The organism is Aminobacter sp. SR38 (genome assembly GCF_014843375.1).
Classification (GTDB): domain Bacteria; phylum Pseudomonadota; class Alphaproteobacteria; order Rhizobiales; family Rhizobiaceae; genus Aminobacter; species Aminobacter ciceronei.
Map to the genome: position 1 here is coordinate 2381999 of NZ_CP062112.1, position 15974 is coordinate 2397972.

Here is a 15974-nt window from a genome sequence, read left to right on the forward strand (position 1 = left end):
CCACGTTCCAAATTTGATAAGAATCAAGGGACGGGACGAGGCAATCTGTAGGACTTCTGCAATCTCGGCGGAGACCGGAGCGTGCATGCAAGTCCGTGAACGAGAGGCAACGAATCCAGCGACACAACCTCAGGCCCCCGTGTTCGTGGCCAGGGGGTTGACCAAAGTCTATGGATCAGGCGATGCGCAAGTCGTAGCGCTGAAGGATGTCAATCTCGATATCCGGCAAGGCGAATTCATCGTTCTTCTTGGGCCCTCCGGCTCAGGCAAATCGACCTTACTCAATATTCTCGGCGGGCTGGATGCTCCAACGTCAGGAACGGCAACCTGGCGGGACCACGAACTGACCGGCGCCGGCGACGAGGAACTCACGACCTACCGGCGCGAGCATGTCGGGTTCGTGTTTCAATTCTACAACCTGATACCGAGCCTCACCGTTGAAGAGAACGTGCGGCTGGTCGCGCAAATCGCCAGCAACCCTATGAGGCCAGCCGAGGCGCTTGAACTCGTTGGGCTGACGCATCGCGCCGGTCACTTTCCCTCGCAACTTTCGGGCGGCGAGCAGCAGCGCGTTGCGGTGGCCCGCGCTATCGTGAAACGGCCGGACATCCTGCTTTGTGATGAACCGACCGGCGCGCTCGACGTAGATACCGGCCGACTGGTTCTTGCAGCAATCGCAAAGGTCAACGCGGAACTAAGCACGACGACCGCGGTCATCACCCACAACTCCGCAATTGCGGGGATGGCCGATCGCGTGTTGCGATTAAGTGGTGGGCGCATCGTCGAGGAGGAACCGAATCCGAAACGAATACGGGCCGAGGACGTGACGTGGTGAACGTGCTCGATATCAAGGTCCTGCGCGATCTTTGGTCGATGCGGCTTCAGGTCCTCAGCATCGCGCTGCTCGTTGCCGCCGGCGTCGCCGTCTTTGTAATGTCCCTGTCGAACTACCTGGCGCTGGTAGGCGCCATGGAGGCGCACTACCGCAACGAACGGTTCGCCGACGTTTTTGCGAGCATTACGCGCGCGCCGCTCGTCATCGTCGACCGGCTGCGCGAAATTGACGGCGTCGGCATTGTGGAACCGCGCGTCGCAAAGGCAGTGCGCGTAATCCGTGAGGACACAAACCTCCCGATCTCGGGGCGCGTTATCTCGCTTCCAGCCTCGGGGCAGCCGTTGCTCAATCGCCTCCATCTCGTGCGGGGACGTTGGCCCGATCCCCTGCATCCGGAGGAGATAATCGTCAACGCGGCTTACGCCGAGGCACGCGCCGTGCGGACGGGTGACACCATCGATGTGGTTCTGAACGGGCGATTGCAGGACTTCCGAGTGGTTGGCTCCGCCCTGTCGCCCGAGTTCGTCTTTGCAACACGCGCCGCCGTGCCACTGCCGGACGATCGGAACTTTGTCGTACTGTGGGCCAGTGAGGATGCGGTAGCCAGCGCATTCGACATGCAAGGCGCATTCAATGACGTGTTGATGACACTGGCACCTAACGCAAGCATACCGCATGTCCTGGAAGAGGTCGATCTTTTGCTCGCACCATACGGCGGAACGGGAGCCTACGATCGGAGCGATCAGCCTTCGCACCGCTTCCTGAAAGACGAACTGGCGGAGCAGGAAACCTTGAGCATGGTGATGCCGTCGGTCTTCTTCGGCATCGCGGCATTCCTGCTCAACGTCGTCATCGGCAGGATGGTCGAGGCGCAGCGGGGACAGATCGCTTCGCTAAAGGCACTGGGGTTCAGAAACCTCACCATTGCGCTTCACTACTTTAAACTGGTTTCCGCCATTGCGTTGCTGGGAACGGCGATAGGTCTTGCCCTGGGGCGCTGGTTTGCGGTTGGAGTCGTCGGAGCCTATCGCGCCTTCTTCCGTTTTCCGTTGCTGGAGGCGCAGCTTGAGCCGTGGCTGCTCGTTGTTGCGATGCTTGTCAGCGTCGCCGCGGCTAATCTCGCGGCGGCGACGGCGGTATATCGGATAGCCATGCTTGCTCCCGCCGAAGCCATGCGACCCGGAACGCCGCCCGCGCTACGCACATTTGGTTGGCTGCAGACTATTGGAAGCAAGCAAATCCCGCTCCAGTATGTCATGGCGGCGCGCACCATCCTCGGACGGCCGTTGAGAACGCTCTTGACAACCGTCGGCATCGCTCTGGCCATTCCGCTGGTTCTGTTCGGGCTCTATTGGTTCGATGCAATCGACCACATGATCGATGTGAGCTTCGGGCGCATCGAGCGTGGCGATGCATTCATTACCTTTACGGAACCTGTCTCGGCGGATGCGCTCTACGAACTGCAAGCGATCCCCGGCGTGCTGAAAGCTGAGCTCCAGCGAGTCGTGCCGATCAGATTGCGGGCCGGCCACCGAACCTATCGCACATCGGTCACGGGGCTGGAATCTGGCTCTGAACTCAAGATTCCGAGAGACAGCGCGCTGCAGCCAATTGCCGTTCCCTCCGACGGCATCATGCTCAGCCGGACAATCGCGCGGCAGCTTGATCTCGACCTGGGCGACAGTGTCACGATTGAAGTGCTTGAAGGAAACCGGACCGTGAGGGACGCCGCCGTTCGCAAGATATCGGACGATATCCTTGGGGCATCGGTGACGATGGAGCGCACGGCACTCAATCGCTTGATGCGGGAGGGTGATGTCGGCAATGTCGCGACCCTCAGGATTGATCCGCGCCAATCCGAACTGCTCTGGTCCAGTATAAGATTGATGCCGAAGGTCGAGGGAAGCTCCGTGAAGGCCCTGTGGCTTGCGTTGTTCAACGAGACGATCGGTGGAATGGTGCTGGTCGGGGCGCTAATTCTTGCGGGGTTCGGAATGCTGATTGCGATAGGGGTAGTCTATAACAGCGCCCGCATCGCCCTGCAGGAGCGCGCCTGGGAACTGGCTAGCCTCCGAATAGTGGGGCTGACAAGGCGTGAGGTATCCGCTGTCATTTTCGGTGAGCTCGCCGTGGAACTCATTGTGGCCGTTCCTGCTGGGCTCCTTATTGGATGGTACTTGATCGAGTTGATCGCGTCGGCGCGTGCGAGCGAGTCATTTCAGATCCCCGCTGTGATCGATCCAAGCAGCTACGCCATAGCGGCGCTTTTGGTGATCGGTGCAGCTATCACCAGTTTCATTGCGATTCGCCGACGGATCGACACGCTCGATCTGGTGGCAGTCCTGAAAGCGCGGGACTGAACATGAAGCTTCGAACAACTTCGATCGTCGGCGGACTGGTATTGGCGCTTGCAGCGCTTGGCCTCTACTGGATCCTGATGCCGCAGCCGATCCTTGTCGAAACCGGCGAGGTAAAGACCTCACACTTCCAGGACGCGATCGAAGAGGACGGCCGCACGCGCGTGCGGGACCGCTATCTGGTGTCGGCCCCTCTGTCCGGACGCCTACAGCGGCTGGCGCTCGAGGCGGGTGATGCCGTGCAGGCGGGGCAGATGCTCGCGACCATCACGCCGCCTGTTTCTCCGCTTCTTGATCCTCGCGTGCGGCTGGAACTCGAGGCCCAGGTCGGCGCCGCCGAAGCGGCAGTCGAGGAGGCGGAATCGCTTCACGAGCAGGCCAAAGTGCTTCTAGCCCAAGCCAGTGCAGACCTCGAACGCACCAGATCGCTCGCCAAGCGGAATGTGGCGGCTACGGCGCAATTGGAGCGTGAGGAGTTCCTGTTTCGCTCCGCGGAGAGACAGGCGTATGCAGCCGAGCGCCGCTGGCACGCGGCGACACATGTTCTGGAGCAGGCTCGCGCGGCATTGACGTCCGCAGGCAACTCGGAGGCTAGCGAGGCTTTCCCGGTATCTTCCCCCATAAACGGTCGGATTCTCAGGATACTCCAGGAGAGTGAGACCACTGTCGTGCAGGCCGCCCTATTGGTCGAGCTGGCCGATCCTGGAGATCTCGAAATCGCGGTTGACGTTCTGACGACCGATGCCACCCGCATCAGGAAGGGCGACAAGGTGATCATTGAGCGATGGGGCGGTCCCACCGATTTGCAGGGGGCCGTGCGACGCGTCGAGCCCTCCGGCTTCACCAAAGTCTCCGCGCTCGGCGTCGAAGAGCAGCGCGTCTGGGTCGTCGTCGACATAACCTCGACGCCGGAGATGTGGACCAGCCTGGGGGACGGCTACCGTGTCGAGGTCAGGATCGTGGTCGACGAAATCGACCAGGCAATCGTCGTGCCGATCGGAGCACTGTTCCGGCGCGGCGATGCCTGGAGCGTCTTCGTTGTGGAGGGGGGCCGCGCGCAGCTCCGAGAGGTAGAGATTGCGCGCCTCTCGACTCGCATTGCCGCCGTGGCGCAGGGCGTTCGTCCGGGCGAAATCGTCGTCGTCTATCCGCCCTCCAGCCTTACCGACGGGAGTAGGATCAAGCTCCGGTAAGAGGAATCGGCCGCGCGCCACCCACGCCGCATCCTTTTGATCCAGGTCAATGCATGGGAAGTCGAGTTGGCTTGTTGTGAGGACAACGACAAGGGGCAGACAGCATGCACACTCGATCTTCCTCCGAGATACAGGTCTGGGATCCATTCGTCCGAATGGCCCATTGGACCCTTGCCCTTGGGTTCTTCGTTGCCTACCTGACGGAAGACGTGATGACCGTGCACGTCTGGGCGGGCTACGTCGTCGGCGTGCTGGTTCTTGCACGTATCGTGTGGGGATTTCTCGGCCCGCGCCATGCGCCATCGGCATAACGGCCTGCTGCCTTCGTCTGTCTCACTTGCACGGCTGTTAGTGCCTTTCCAGGATGTCGCCCCTGGCTTTTCACGCTCCGCCCAACTCGTTACCCCACATTATAACCCACAAACTATCAGCGATGGCGGCGGATCGCAATGGACGCCGCAGGACAGACGCAATAGAAATCTACAGAGTATCAAATAGTTGTTGGACTGTATTGGATTGAGCTGCACGCTAGTTGGGCGGGCGCTCTCTCCGCCAGCAACTTTTATCACCTAGGCCGTTGATCTTATATCTGTTTCTTACTTCTTGCCGGCTGCGCGCTCGCGAACGGTAGACGGACCGGCGGCAAGCTCGGTGGCTTCCCTTTCCAGCCGCAGAGCGCGCAAGCGCAGCGTCTTTTCCTCGCGCTGCTGAACGACCGCGTCGATCTCCGAGTTGATCCGGTTGCGGGCAAGAGATTGCGATTGCGTCTTGCCGAAGGCTGACTCGGCTTGCTCTCGTGCCTTGCTCTGGGAATCAGTCATGTTTGTTATCCCTACATTCTCGAAAAGAGGACTGAACGCTGCCAACAAAAAAGCCAGGCAAACTGCCTGGCTTTTGTAAGTCGATCGCGCCCTGTGACGGTGCCAGTACATCCGTGGTCACCGAAGGGCACCAAGACCGATCAGGCGGCCTGCAACTGGCCGGCAGACATCTTGCCCGACTTGTTGTCACGCTCCATCTCGTAGGCGATCTTCTGGCCTTCGACGATTTCACGCATGCCGGCCCGCTCAACCGCGGAAATGTGGACGAACACGTCCGGACCGCCGTTGTCAGGCTGGATGAAGCCGAAGCCCTTGGTAGCATTGAACCATTTCACTGTGCCAGTGGTCATAACAAACCCCTTTCATGGCAATATTCATCGACAACCAAGCGATTGCGTGGCTGTTTTACATCGCGATTTTATTTGAAGGGATGTTCGTTGGCGCACAGCGATTTTGCGCAATAACAAAAATCGAACAAGCAAATATCGACAGCCGGGTTTTATATTTATTGGCTGTCGATGTCAATTTTATTATTCTGCTCTCCAGGACAGACGTTTCTCCGGTTGGAAATTCCAGTTTCAACGGGATGCGCGACCCCCGGTGAGGCCGGCCTCCCGTTTGACGGTCAAACATCGTGCGCCGACGCATCAGTCACCCCCGGGCGAGCCACCACCACTATTTCTGCAAGACGACAGCCTCGACCTCGAACAGCATTGGGTCGACGGCGAGTTTGGGGACGGGGATCAGCGTCTGGGCCGGTAGCGTGTTGCCGAACATCGCCTTGACGCTCTCCGTCAGCACGCCGAGCTTCGACATGTCGTGGTCGACGACGTAGACGGTGAGCTTGGCGACCTGGTCGGGCTTTGCGCCGAGAGCGTCGAGAGCGCTACGCAGATTGGCATAGGCCTGCTTCACCTGAACGGAGAAGTCGGGCGACAGGCTGCCGGTGGCGTCCTGGCCGCCCTGCCCCGAGATGTAGGCGACACGCGCACCGGCGGGAACGATGACCGCCGTGCTGTAGCCGTTCGGCGTCGGGTCGTAGAGGTTCTCGGGGTTGACGATTGTCAGCCTGAGATCGCTCTCGTTGGCCGTCGTCGCGGTGGGAAGTGACATGGTCATGGTGATTAGGCCTCCGACAAGCAGATGCTTGATTTTGCGTGACATGATTTTTCTCTTTGGTTCCGCGGCCCGCCCTGGCGGCCGCATGATCGGACTCGGCCCATCGTCGTCAGGATGACTCGTACGATGTGCGATTAGTCCTATGGTACAGTGTACTAGTCAACTGCCGGGCATCGACTTTCCTGACGTCGACTGCCAAAGTCGAGGCTCACGAACGGTGTTTTCGCTCGAATTGGAAATCAGGCGACGGGCAGAACTCCGCGCCGTGATGACGGCAACTTATTGATTTCAGGGCCTTTCGATTGCGACGTCCGCCTGCAAAACGAATGTCGGCAGCGAATTCAGAAATCGTGGCGCAAGGGGGGACGACGGATGGCAGGCAAACGCAGCGGCAAAAAACGGCCTCAGCCCGGCAAGTCGCCAAGACCGACGCGCGAGCCGCGCGGCGAGCCGCCCCTGTCTCTGGAACGCATCGTGGCGACCGCGGTGGAGCTGCTGGACACCCAAGGCATCGACGGACTGACGATGCGCCGGTTGGCCAATCGTCTCGGCTCAGGGGTGATGAGCCTCTACTGGCACGTCGACAACAAGGAGGACGTTTTCGACCTTGCGCTCGACAAGGTGCTCGAATACCGCGCGCCGTCCGACAGGGCCGAACCCCAGGGGTGGCGGCAAGAGGCCGTACATGTGCTCGAGGGCTGGCGCGCCAGCATGCTGCGCCATCCCTGGTCGGCATCGCTGTTGCCGCGCCGGGCACTCGGCCCGAACATCCTCGGTCGCCTGGAATTGCTTGCCAACGCCTTGTCCAAAGCAGGTGTAGCGGATGCAGATCTGAACGTCGCGATCTGGTCACTGTGGAACCACGTGATGGGCTCAACCATCACCCGGGCGAGCTTCGAACTCACCGACGACGACCAGGCCGCAGCACAGCAACGCCTCGCCGGACTCAGCGAACGCTATCCCACGATCGAACGCTCCCGCCTGTTGCTGGACAGCGATTGGGACGGCGCCTTCCGCAAGGGCCTCGACTATCTGCTCGATGGTCTTGCCCCAATACGATGAACGCTGGTTCCCGCTAGCGCAGCATGCACCAGTTCTTGGGCAGATGTTTTGGTCTGGCCATGGACAGGCCGGCGCGGAGGGCCTCGTCGAGGTCCGATGTGACGTATGCCGTCTCCGGGCCACCACCGAAATGATTGACCCGATGGCTTCCGCCCCTCTTGCTCATGAGAATTCCAACCAGCCGTAGCTGCTCCTGTACTTCCCGATACCTCATTGTCCGCAATCCCGCCGGAGAACCCCTCAGCAATATGAGTGAGCACTAAAATTACTTGATGAGCAAGACTTGGGTTAACGAATGGTGAATCCCTGGCTGCATCCGAGGACAAGGCATCGTCCATTTCGCCGAGACGATGCTCGGCCTTTGCTCCGTCTTACATACGATCGCCAGCCTGGAGAGCAGCTTGCGTGTATCGGGGAAGGGCAGCTACCAGCCAATTCGACGCCACGCTGCATTGTTGCGCGAACGGAAGCGACACCCAGCTTCCATCACTCCCGTTGGCTTCGATGGAAAGCGCCATTTGCTAATGCGGCGAGGAACTCTGCGCGGCCCAGCGGGTTGAGGTGCTGGAGCGAAGATCCAGAACCACCTTTTCGCTCCATCAGGTGGGCCTGCCGCGCCCCCCTCCCGGCAGGCCTTCGCTGTTCCAGCACGCGCGTTTCATGGGTTCACAGCAGACGCCGCGCTGCGGGAATGGTCGAGATACTCGATCAGTGCCTCGCGGAGCCTGGCAGCCATGCGCGTGACGGCGTTGTAGTCCCGAAAAATGCTGCCGTCGTCGAACATGGCCTCCTCCATGAGGTCTTCGCCCTTGCGACAGGAGGCGATCGCCCTGTCGGCGATGGCAGGCGAGTTCAGGGCAGGAGCCGTGGCCAGCAGCTCTTCGGCGGTGTTCAGCGCGCAATTCATCCAGGCTCTTTGAGACGCTGCAAGGCTCGGCCTCACGACGGCATCGAGCTCGACGATGGCATGCGCCATGGGCGGGGCCGCGAGACTCAAGCCCAAACCCAGCATTATCGAAGCAAAACGTGCCGCTGCCATGGATTCCCCCACCGATGCAGGCATGGTGCAACCATACCTCGGCTCAACTATGGCGGGAACATCGCTTGCAGGCCTCGCAAGCCTGGCGATGGCTTCGCCTCCTAACCTTGGCTTGTCGCGACAAGATGGACCGGCGCAGCCTTCCCCGGTGACGCCTCATCGGCGTGACGGGCCCGCGGCGCTTGCGAAGGCCGCCGGCGAGACTTGGGAAATAGCGAGAACAAAATTATCGATAAGCGGATCGATAAATCGCGGATACCTGCCCAACATGCCCTACGGTAATTCTGGACTTGGCCCTGGCGACATAGCCAAGGGCGCTGAACACCGGGCAAACCAAGCCTTCCAGTGCTGTTCAGGGAAAAGAAAACTGCTGGACGAAAACCAGCCCCGTGGGGAATTGCCATGATCCGGAAAAATGTGAGGAACTCTCTTTCTGCCTGTGCGCTGCTTGCCGCGTGGGGCATTGCAGGCCAGGCCGCCCAGGCGGCTGAGGTGACTGTCGCCGTCGGCGGCGGCGTGATCCAGGAGGTCGGTCGCGAGACCCTGTGGGGACCGGCGGCCAAGACGCTCGGCAACACCGTGCGCGAGGAAACCATCAACGACGCCTATGCCTCGGTGAAGCTGCAGGCGGCGGCCAATGCGGTGACCTTCGACCTCGTACAGACCAACGCCTTCCAGGCTGAAAAGGGCGGCCGCGAGGGTCTGTTCATGCCGCTCGACTACAGCGTCATCGACTCCAAGGACTTCATCGAAGGCACGGCGCAGAAATACTGCATCTCGGCGCTGATCTTCTCCTGGGTCATGGCCTGGAACACCGACGCCTACAAGGACAAGGCGCCGCAGAGCTGGGCCGACTTCTGGGACGTCGAGAAGTTCCCGGGTCGCCGCGCCATGCGCAACGACGCCGAGGCGCAACTCGAGATCGCGCTGCTTGCCGACGGCGTGCCGATGGACAAGGTCTACGAGGTGCTGGGATCTGAGGGCGGCATGCAGCGCGCGCTCGACAAGATCGAGCAGTTGCGTCCGCACATTGCGGTGTGGTGGAATTCGGGTGCCCAGCATGCGCAGCTGATGAAAGACAAGGAAGTGGACATGTCGGTGGGCTGGAACGCCCGTTTCGAAGCGGCCAAGAAGGACGGGGCCAAGATCGACTACACTTTCAACCAGGGCGTCATGAGCATGGATTGCTGGGCGGTGCCGGTCGGAGCCCCGCATGCCGCCGAAGCGATGAAGATGATCAACGAGATGTCCAAGCCGGAAGCCCAGGCCAAGTTTTCGGTCGGGGTGAAGTATGGTGCGGCCAACAAGCGTGCCTACGAGACCGGCCTCATCCCCGACGACGTCTCGAAGAAGCTGCCGACCAATCCCGACAACGCCGCGCACCAGCTTGCCCAGCGCAATGAATGGTGGGTCGAACATGTCGGCGAAGCCCAGCTCGGCTTCCAGGAAATGATGTCGCGCTGAGCGCGGCAGGAAGAGGTCGGCTCAAGCGACATGACAAGTGCTGCGTTCATCGAAATCCGCAATCTTTCGAAAGCCTACGGATCCTTCCGCGCCCTCAACGACGTCGGCCTCGACGTCGGGCGCGGCGAATTCCTGAGCATTCTCGGCCCCTCGGGCTCCGGCAAGACCACGCTTCTGATGGCGCTTGCCGGGTTCGTCAGGCCTGATCGCGGACAGATTTCCGTCGATGGACGCGACCTTGTCCGCCTGCCCGCCAACAAGCGCGGCATCGGCGTGGTGTTCCAGAACTACGCCCTGTTTCCGCACATGAATGTTGCTGCCAACGTCATGTTTCCCCTGCGCGTCCGCGGCATCGGCCGCGCAGAGGCTGCCGAGCGTGCCAGAAAGGCGCTCGACATCGTCGATCTCGCCAACATGGCCGAACGTGACATCGCCACGCTGTCCGGCGGGCAGAAGCAGCGTGTGGCGCTCGCCCGCGCCGTGGTGTTCGAACCCCGACTGATGCTGATGGACGAGCCGTTGTCGGCACTCGACAAGAACCTGCGCGAGCAGATGCAGTATGAGATTCGGAAGTTGCACGACCGGCTCGGCCTGACCACCGTCTATGTCACGCACGACCAGCGCGAGGCGCTGACGATGTCGGATCGCATTGCCGTGATGCGCGACGGTGTCATCCGCCAGCTCGGAACACCGGCTTCGTTGTATCATCGGCCGACGTCGCGCTTCGTCGCCGAGTTCCTCGGCGAGGCCAACATTCTCGAACTCGATGCGGTGGAAAGCTTCGTTGCCGCGGAGCGGGATGCCACTGGTGCTGGACGCAAGCTGATGATCCGCGCCGAAAGACTGTCGCTTTCCGATGCCAGCGGCCACGACCATGTATCTCTCAGCGGCACGCTGACGCGCTCGGTGTTCCAGGGCGACAGCTGGCTCATCTCCGTCGATCTGGCGGACGGCGGAGCCGTCTCGGCGCGTATCGCCGCTGCCGAGGCGGCGAATTTCAACCTGGAGGCGCTGGCCGAAGGTGCGCCGCTCAAGCTGCATGTGCGGCGCGATGCGCTGATCCCGGTGATCGACGCATGAGCGCGCCGGCTATGACCTTGCCGGCGGCAGACGGCGCCTTCGACAACTCAGCCCTCCTGCGGCGGGACCGCAAATTGGCGCAGATCGGCTTCTTCGGTCTGGCGCTGCCGGCGGTGCTGCTGGTCACCATCGCCATCGTCGTGCCGCTGGCGGCGATGTTCTGGATATCGATCGCCCGGCCCGACGGCTCTGTGTCGCTCGACACCTATCTCAGGATCCTGAGCACCCCGGTCTATACGCGCTCGGTACTGACCACCTTCCAGGTCAGCGGCATGACAGTGCTGACCTGCATGCTCCTGGGCACGCCATTCGCGCTGGTCATGGCCAGCGCCGGCCAGCGGCTCGCTTCGATCCTGCTGCTCGTGGTGATGTTGCCGTTCTGGACTGCGCTTCTGGTCCGCACCTACGCGCTCTCGGTGCTGTTGCAGCGCAACGGCCTGGTCAACAGCTTCCTGATCGACACCGGGCTGGTCTCGGAGCCGCTGCCGCTGATCAACAATTTCTTCGGCACCATCGTCGGCATGACCCATGTGATGCTGCCGCTGTTCATCCTGCCGGTCTATGCCGCGATCAAGCAGATCGACCACAACATCATCCGCGCCGCAGCCAGCCTCGGCGCCAGCAAGCTCCTGACCCTGCGGGCGGTGATCCTGCCGCTGGCCGCAAACGGCATCTTCGCCGGCGCCGTGCTGGTGTTCGTCCTCAGCCTCGGTTTCTACGTCACCCCCGCCATCCTCGGCGGCGGCCGCGTGCCGATGATTTCGACCCGCATCGAACAGAACGTCTCGGTGCTGTCCGACTGGCCGGCGGCGAGCGCGCTCGGCGTGCTCTTGCTGTTGTCCGTCGGGCTGGTGTTCCTGGTCACGTTCCTGCTTCGCCGCAGCATCAAGGCCCTCGGAGGAGCTGCCAATGTTTGACGGTTTCGATGTCTCCTGGCCGCTGCGCCTGGCGATCGGCCTGTTCACAACGCTGGTGGCGACCTTCCTGTTGGCACCTTCGCTGATCGTCGTGCCGATGTCGTTCTCGGCATCAGAACTGCTGCAGTTCCCGCCGACCGAATTCTCGCTGCGCTGGTGGCAGCAGTACTGGCGGTCTGACCTGTGGATGCCGGCGACCAAGACCAGCCTGCTGCTGGCCACCGTCACCGCCGCGGTTGCCGTGCCGATCGCCTTTGCTGCGGCTTACGCCACCACGCGTTCGCTCGGCTGGGCGAGGCTGCCGCTCTATGGCGTTCTCCTGATGCCGGCCACCGTGCCGCCGATCCTCGTCGCCATCGGCCTGTTCTTCGTGCTGGCCCGCCTGCATCTCGTCGGCTCGTTCCCGGGCCTTTGGCTCGGGCATACGGTGATCGCCATTCCGACGGCCTATGTCATCCTGTCCGCCGGTTTTGCCCGCTTCGATTTCACCCAGGAGAAGGCCTCGCGCAGCCTTGGCGCCGGCTGGTGGCGGACGATGATTTCTGTCGTCATCCCGCAGATGCGTTTCCCCTTGCTGTCGGCGGCGTTGCTGTCCTTCCTGACGTCGCTCGACGAAGTGATCGTGTCGATGTTCGTCGGTGGCGGCGCCAACACGACGCTGACCAAGGTGATGTTCCTCGGCCTGCGCGACCGCGTCGACCCTCAGGCCGCAGTGATCTCGACGATCTGGATCGTGCTTGTCGCCATGGTCGTCACGGTGGTCTTCGGGCGCCAGCGGCAGGAGCCGTCGTGACCGGCAGGCGGTGGGCACGGGCGCTGACGGCTTCCGCGCCGACAGCTTTTCTGCCAAGCTGATGGCCGTGGTGGCGACAAGTCGGTCTTGTGCAGTCCGCCGAGAGTGTGATGACCATGCCGCTGACAATTGACCGAACCCAACCGAAGGCCGTGGTGTTCGGCTGCGCGGGCACCAGCCTGAACGCTGCCGAACGCAGCTTCTTCCGCGCCGCCCAGCCCTGGGGCTTCATCCTGCACAAGCGCAATTGCGCCGACCCTGCACAACTGCGCACTTTGGTGGCGGAACTGCGCGAAAGCGTTGGCCGCAGCGACGTGCGCGTGCTGATCGACCAGGAGGGCGGCCGCGTCGCCAGGCTGGCGCCACCGCACTGGCGCGCGCCCCCGCCGGCCTCGCTGTTCGCCCAGATCGCCCGCACCGACGTCAAGCGGGCACTCGATGCCGTGCGCCTCAACGCACGCCTCGTCGCGGCCGAACTGTTCGACCTCGGTATCGACATCAACATCGCGCCTGTGCTCGACCTGCCGATCGGCAAGGGCGACCTGGTGATCGGCGACCGGGCGCTGGGAGACACGCCTGAAATGGCGAGCATTCTCGGCCGCGCCACCTGCGAGGGGCTGCTGGCCGGCGGTGTGCTGCCCGTCATCAAGCATATTCTCGGCCATGGCCGCGCCCGGCAGGACAAGTCGGAGGCGCTGCTGGTGGTCAACGCCTCGCTCGACGAGATGCAGTCGGCCGACTTCGTGCCGTTCCGCTCGCTGCAGGACATGCCCTGCGCCATGGCGGCACACGTCATCTACCGGGCCATCGACCGCGACGCGCCGGCTACCGCCTCGCGCACCGTCATCGATGAGATCATCCGCGGCATGATCCGCTTCGACGGCGTGCTGATGAGCGACGATGTCTCGGACATCAGCCGCACCCATCCGATCGATGCCCAGGTCAGCGCGACGCAGGAGGCCGGCTGCGACGTCATCCTGCACGGCAGCGGCGACATGGACGAGATGCAGCGTGTCGCCGATGCCGCGATGCCGTTGTCGGAGAATGCGGTCGAGCGTCTGCACCGCGCCGAGCGCATGCGTCGCCGGCCTTCGGCGATCGACCTGGCCGAAACCGCCCGCAAGCTGGAGGAACTGCTCAAGCCGCTTGGCGCGCGGGCCCGCCAGTCGGGTACGACGCGCTCGTCCGAAATCGTCGGCAATGTCGCCAAGAAGATCGAACGCGACATCGTTCTGGGCCGCATCCTGCCCAAGGAGCGGATCATGGAGGACGAGCTGGTCTACGGGCTCGGCGTCAAGCGCCACGTCGCACGTGCCGTGCTGCAGGAACTGGCACGCACCGGGCTGGTCAAGCTCGAACCCTACCGGGGTGCTGTGGTGCGCCACCTGTCACCGGACGACCTGGTCAAGCTGCACGACGTGCGCCAGCTTCTGATCGCCGCCGCCGTGCAGCGCATTCGCCTGCCGGTGTCGCCGGTGCTGATGAACAAACTCGAACATGCAAGGCAGATCCATCGCTCGGCCATTTCGGTCGGCGATCTCGAGCTGGCTTATGTCCAGGACCGCGCATTCCACGACCTGTTGCTCGAAGCGACGGGCAACGAGTTCATTGCCCGCTCGATCCATGATTGCGATGCCGGCATGCGCAGCATAGATGCCGCGAGCCTAATGGCCGACAGCCTCGTCGAGCCGGCGCTCGTCGAACATGACGAGATGGTGAAGGCGCTGGAGGACCAGGACCTCCAACGTCTTGGCAAATTGTGCGCGGCGCATTTCGACCGACCGTTCGCCCATCACATGGCGAACGGCGTCCGGCACTGACTGTCAGAACCTGCCGCTTGCTCCATTGGCGGCATGGAACGGCGCGCGCCGATCATACCAGGGGCGGGCCCGTTCAAGTGATGCCGCGAGCTCGATCAACGTAGCTTCACCGGCCGGTGGGGCGACAAGCTGGACGCCGAGTGGCAGGCCCGAACGGTCCATGCCGAGCGGCAGCGACAGTGCCGGCTGTCCCGAGACATTGAACGGCATCATGTAGACCGTGTCCTCGCCCATCGCCGAGGCGTCATAAGCGTCGATGTCCTTGGACATGTCGTAATAGCCGAGCGGGCGCGTACCCTGCGGCAGGACCGGCAGCAGCACGACGTCGTAGCGCGAGGTCTGCGTGGCGATGTGGCGGGAATGCCGGCGCATCGCCTCGATGTCGCGGCTGTGCTGGATGGCGCTGGTCGCCCGGCCGCGTTCGATCGTCGTCCAGATCGTCGCCGACATGTCGGACGGCTTGTTGGCAACACCCCGCGCCCGGGCATGATCGTCAAACTGAGCCGCGGTCTGGACCCGGATCATCCCGGTATAGGCACGCCACAGGCCCTCGAAATCATAGTCGAAATCGAACGGTTCGACCTCGTGCCCGAGCGCGCCGCAGAGCCGCGCTGCATCGCAGACGGCCTCGTCTACGACGGTGCTGTTGGCATCGCCGCGTGGGTTGTTGAGGCTGAAGCCGATGCGCAGACGCCGGTTGACCGGAGCTGTGCTGTCGAGGAACGAGGGGCGCTCCCTGATGTAATAGGGCTCACCCGGATAGCCGCCCTGCAAGGCGTCGAGCATGGCCGCTGTGTCGCGCACCGTTTTCGACACGCATGAGGACTGTCCGCCGCCGAACCAGAAGTCGGCCGCCTCGGGACCCGGTGAAATCCGGCCGCGCGACGGCTTGAGGCCGACCAGCCCGTTGATCGCCGCCGGTACACGGGTGGAACCCGCGCCGTCGCCGGCGTCGGCCAGTGGAAGATATCCCGCCGCGACCGCCACTGCCGCCCCGCCGCTCGAACCGCCCGGCGTCCTGTCGAAGGCCCAGGGGTTTCGCGCCGGGCCATGCATCGGCGACTCTGTGGTCAGCGACCAGCCCCATTCCGGCGTGTTGGTCTTGCCGAGCAGGATGAAGCCGGCGTTCTTGGTCCGCTGGGTGATCAGCGAATCCGACTGGGAAACGCTGCCGGCGAAGGACGAGATGCTGTTTGTCGAGGGAATGCCGGCCCATGAGGTATGCAGGTCCTTGGCCAGATAGGGCACGCCGGCAAAGGGTCCGGCGGGCGGCGCGGTCTCGGCAAGGGCAAGGGCCTGCTCGAAACAGCGGATGACGACGGCATTCAGCACCCGGTCGAGCGCTTCGATGCGGGCGATCGACGTCTCGACGAGTTCGCGGGAGCTGACCTCGTGGCGGCGCACCAGATCGGCAAGGCCAAGCGCGTCGTAGTCGTCGAACTCCTTGAACGGCCCGATAGGCGAGCGCGACATG

16 protein-coding genes are annotated in these 15974 nt (G+C 62.7%); 11 read left to right on the forward strand and 5 right to left on the reverse strand.

Annotation, left to right across the window (positions count from 1 at the left end; all coding sequences use genetic code 11):
* The first annotated feature begins 85 nt into the window (after positions 1-85).
* The 4 genes from IG197_RS11710 to IG197_RS11725 all read left to right on the forward strand — a co-directional run bounded on the left by IG197_RS11710 (position 86) and on the right by IG197_RS11725 (position 4696).
* Positions 86-835, forward strand: coding sequence for an ABC transporter ATP-binding protein (locus tag IG197_RS11710; RefSeq protein ID WP_192318895.1), 750 nt, complete (start codon positions 86-88; stop codon positions 833-835).
* Positions 832-3195, forward strand: coding sequence for an ABC transporter permease (locus IG197_RS11715; protein WP_192318898.1), 2364 nt, complete (start codon positions 832-834; stop codon positions 3193-3195). The genes IG197_RS11710 and IG197_RS11715 overlap by 4 nt, the downstream gene beginning before the upstream one ends.
* 2 nt (positions 3196-3197) lie before the next feature.
* Positions 3198-4385 carry an efflux RND transporter periplasmic adaptor subunit gene (locus IG197_RS11720; protein WP_192318901.1) on the forward strand — a complete coding sequence of 396 codons (1188 nt, stop codon included), beginning with the start codon at positions 3198-3200 and terminating at the stop codon, positions 4383-4385.
* Between the two features lie 104 nt (positions 4386-4489).
* Positions 4490-4696 carry a cytochrome b/b6 domain-containing protein gene (locus tag IG197_RS11725; RefSeq protein WP_371746532.1) on the forward strand — a complete coding sequence of 69 codons (207 nt, stop codon included), beginning with the start codon at positions 4490-4492 and terminating at the stop codon, positions 4694-4696.
* 285 nt (positions 4697-4981) lie between these two features.
* On the opposite strand, the gene IG197_RS11730 is transcribed toward IG197_RS11725, so the two are convergent.
* Together IG197_RS11730 and IG197_RS11735 are read right to left on the reverse strand one after the other, a co-directional pair.
* Positions 4982-5206 carry a hypothetical protein gene (locus IG197_RS11730; RefSeq protein ID WP_067954693.1) on the reverse strand — a complete coding sequence of 75 codons (225 nt, stop codon included), beginning with the start codon at positions 5204-5206 and terminating at the stop codon, positions 4982-4984.
* Between the two features lie 140 nt (positions 5207-5346).
* The gene (locus IG197_RS11735; protein ID WP_115729494.1) at positions 5347-5556 is read right to left on the reverse strand and encodes a cold-shock protein; all 210 of its coding nucleotides are present in this window, start codon (positions 5554-5556) and stop codon (positions 5347-5349) included.
* 14 nt (positions 5557-5570) lie between these two features.
* Here IG197_RS11735 and IG197_RS11740 point away from each other — a divergent pair, with 14 nt between their 5' ends.
* Entirely contained in the window at positions 5571-5810 is a 240-nt protein-coding gene (locus tag IG197_RS11740; RefSeq protein WP_067954696.1) for a hypothetical protein, read from the forward strand.
* A 71-nt stretch (positions 5811-5881) separates the two neighbouring features.
* On the opposite strand, the gene IG197_RS11745 is transcribed toward IG197_RS11740, so the two are convergent.
* A complete protein-coding gene (locus IG197_RS11745; RefSeq protein WP_192318905.1) occupies positions 5882-6370 on the reverse strand; it encodes a RidA family protein in 489 nt (162 codons plus the stop codon).
* Positions 6371-6697: 327 nt separating this feature from the next.
* On the opposite strand from IG197_RS11745, the gene IG197_RS11750 reads away from it, so the two are divergent.
* Complete coding sequence (locus tag IG197_RS11750) at positions 6698-7387, forward strand: TetR/AcrR family transcriptional regulator (protein WP_192318908.1); 690 nt, start codon at positions 6698-6700, stop codon at positions 7385-7387.
* A gap of 658 nt (positions 7388-8045) precedes the next feature.
* Here the strand turns inward: IG197_RS11750 and IG197_RS11760 are convergent.
* A complete protein-coding gene (locus tag IG197_RS11760) occupies positions 8046-8426 on the reverse strand; it encodes a hypothetical protein (RefSeq protein WP_192318913.1) in 381 nt (126 codons plus the stop codon).
* 402 nt (positions 8427-8828) lie between these two features.
* On the opposite strand from IG197_RS11760, the gene IG197_RS11765 reads away from it, so the two are divergent.
* From IG197_RS11765 to IG197_RS11785, 5 genes are all read left to right on the forward strand, one after another.
* Positions 8829-9890, forward strand: a complete 1062-nt coding sequence (locus tag IG197_RS11765; protein WP_192318916.1) for an ABC transporter substrate-binding protein — start codon at positions 8829-8831, stop codon at positions 9888-9890.
* Positions 9891-9920: 30 nt separating this feature from the next.
* Positions 9921-10970: an ABC transporter ATP-binding protein gene (locus IG197_RS11770; protein WP_192318919.1), complete on the forward strand. Its 1050-nt coding sequence runs from the start codon at positions 9921-9923 to the stop codon at positions 10968-10970.
* The gene (locus tag IG197_RS11775) at positions 10967-11887 is read left to right on the forward strand and encodes an ABC transporter permease (protein ID WP_192318922.1); all 921 of its coding nucleotides are present in this window, start codon (positions 10967-10969) and stop codon (positions 11885-11887) included. The genes IG197_RS11770 and IG197_RS11775 overlap by 4 nt, the downstream gene beginning before the upstream one ends.
* Positions 11880-12680: an ABC transporter permease gene (locus IG197_RS11780; RefSeq protein WP_192318925.1), complete on the forward strand. Its 801-nt coding sequence runs from the start codon at positions 11880-11882 to the stop codon at positions 12678-12680. The genes IG197_RS11775 and IG197_RS11780 overlap by 8 nt, the downstream gene beginning before the upstream one ends.
* A 110-nt stretch (positions 12681-12790) precedes the next feature.
* Positions 12791-14500, forward strand: coding sequence for a glycoside hydrolase family 3 N-terminal domain-containing protein (locus IG197_RS11785; protein WP_192318928.1), 1710 nt, complete (start codon positions 12791-12793; stop codon positions 14498-14500).
* Between the two features lie 3 nt (positions 14501-14503).
* Here the strand turns inward: IG197_RS11785 and IG197_RS11790 are convergent, their stop codons facing one another.
* Positions 14504-15973 carry an amidase gene (locus tag IG197_RS11790; RefSeq protein ID WP_192318930.1) on the reverse strand — a complete coding sequence of 490 codons (1470 nt, stop codon included), beginning with the start codon at positions 15971-15973 and terminating at the stop codon, positions 14504-14506.
* Between the last annotated feature and the right edge of the window lies 1 nt (position 15974).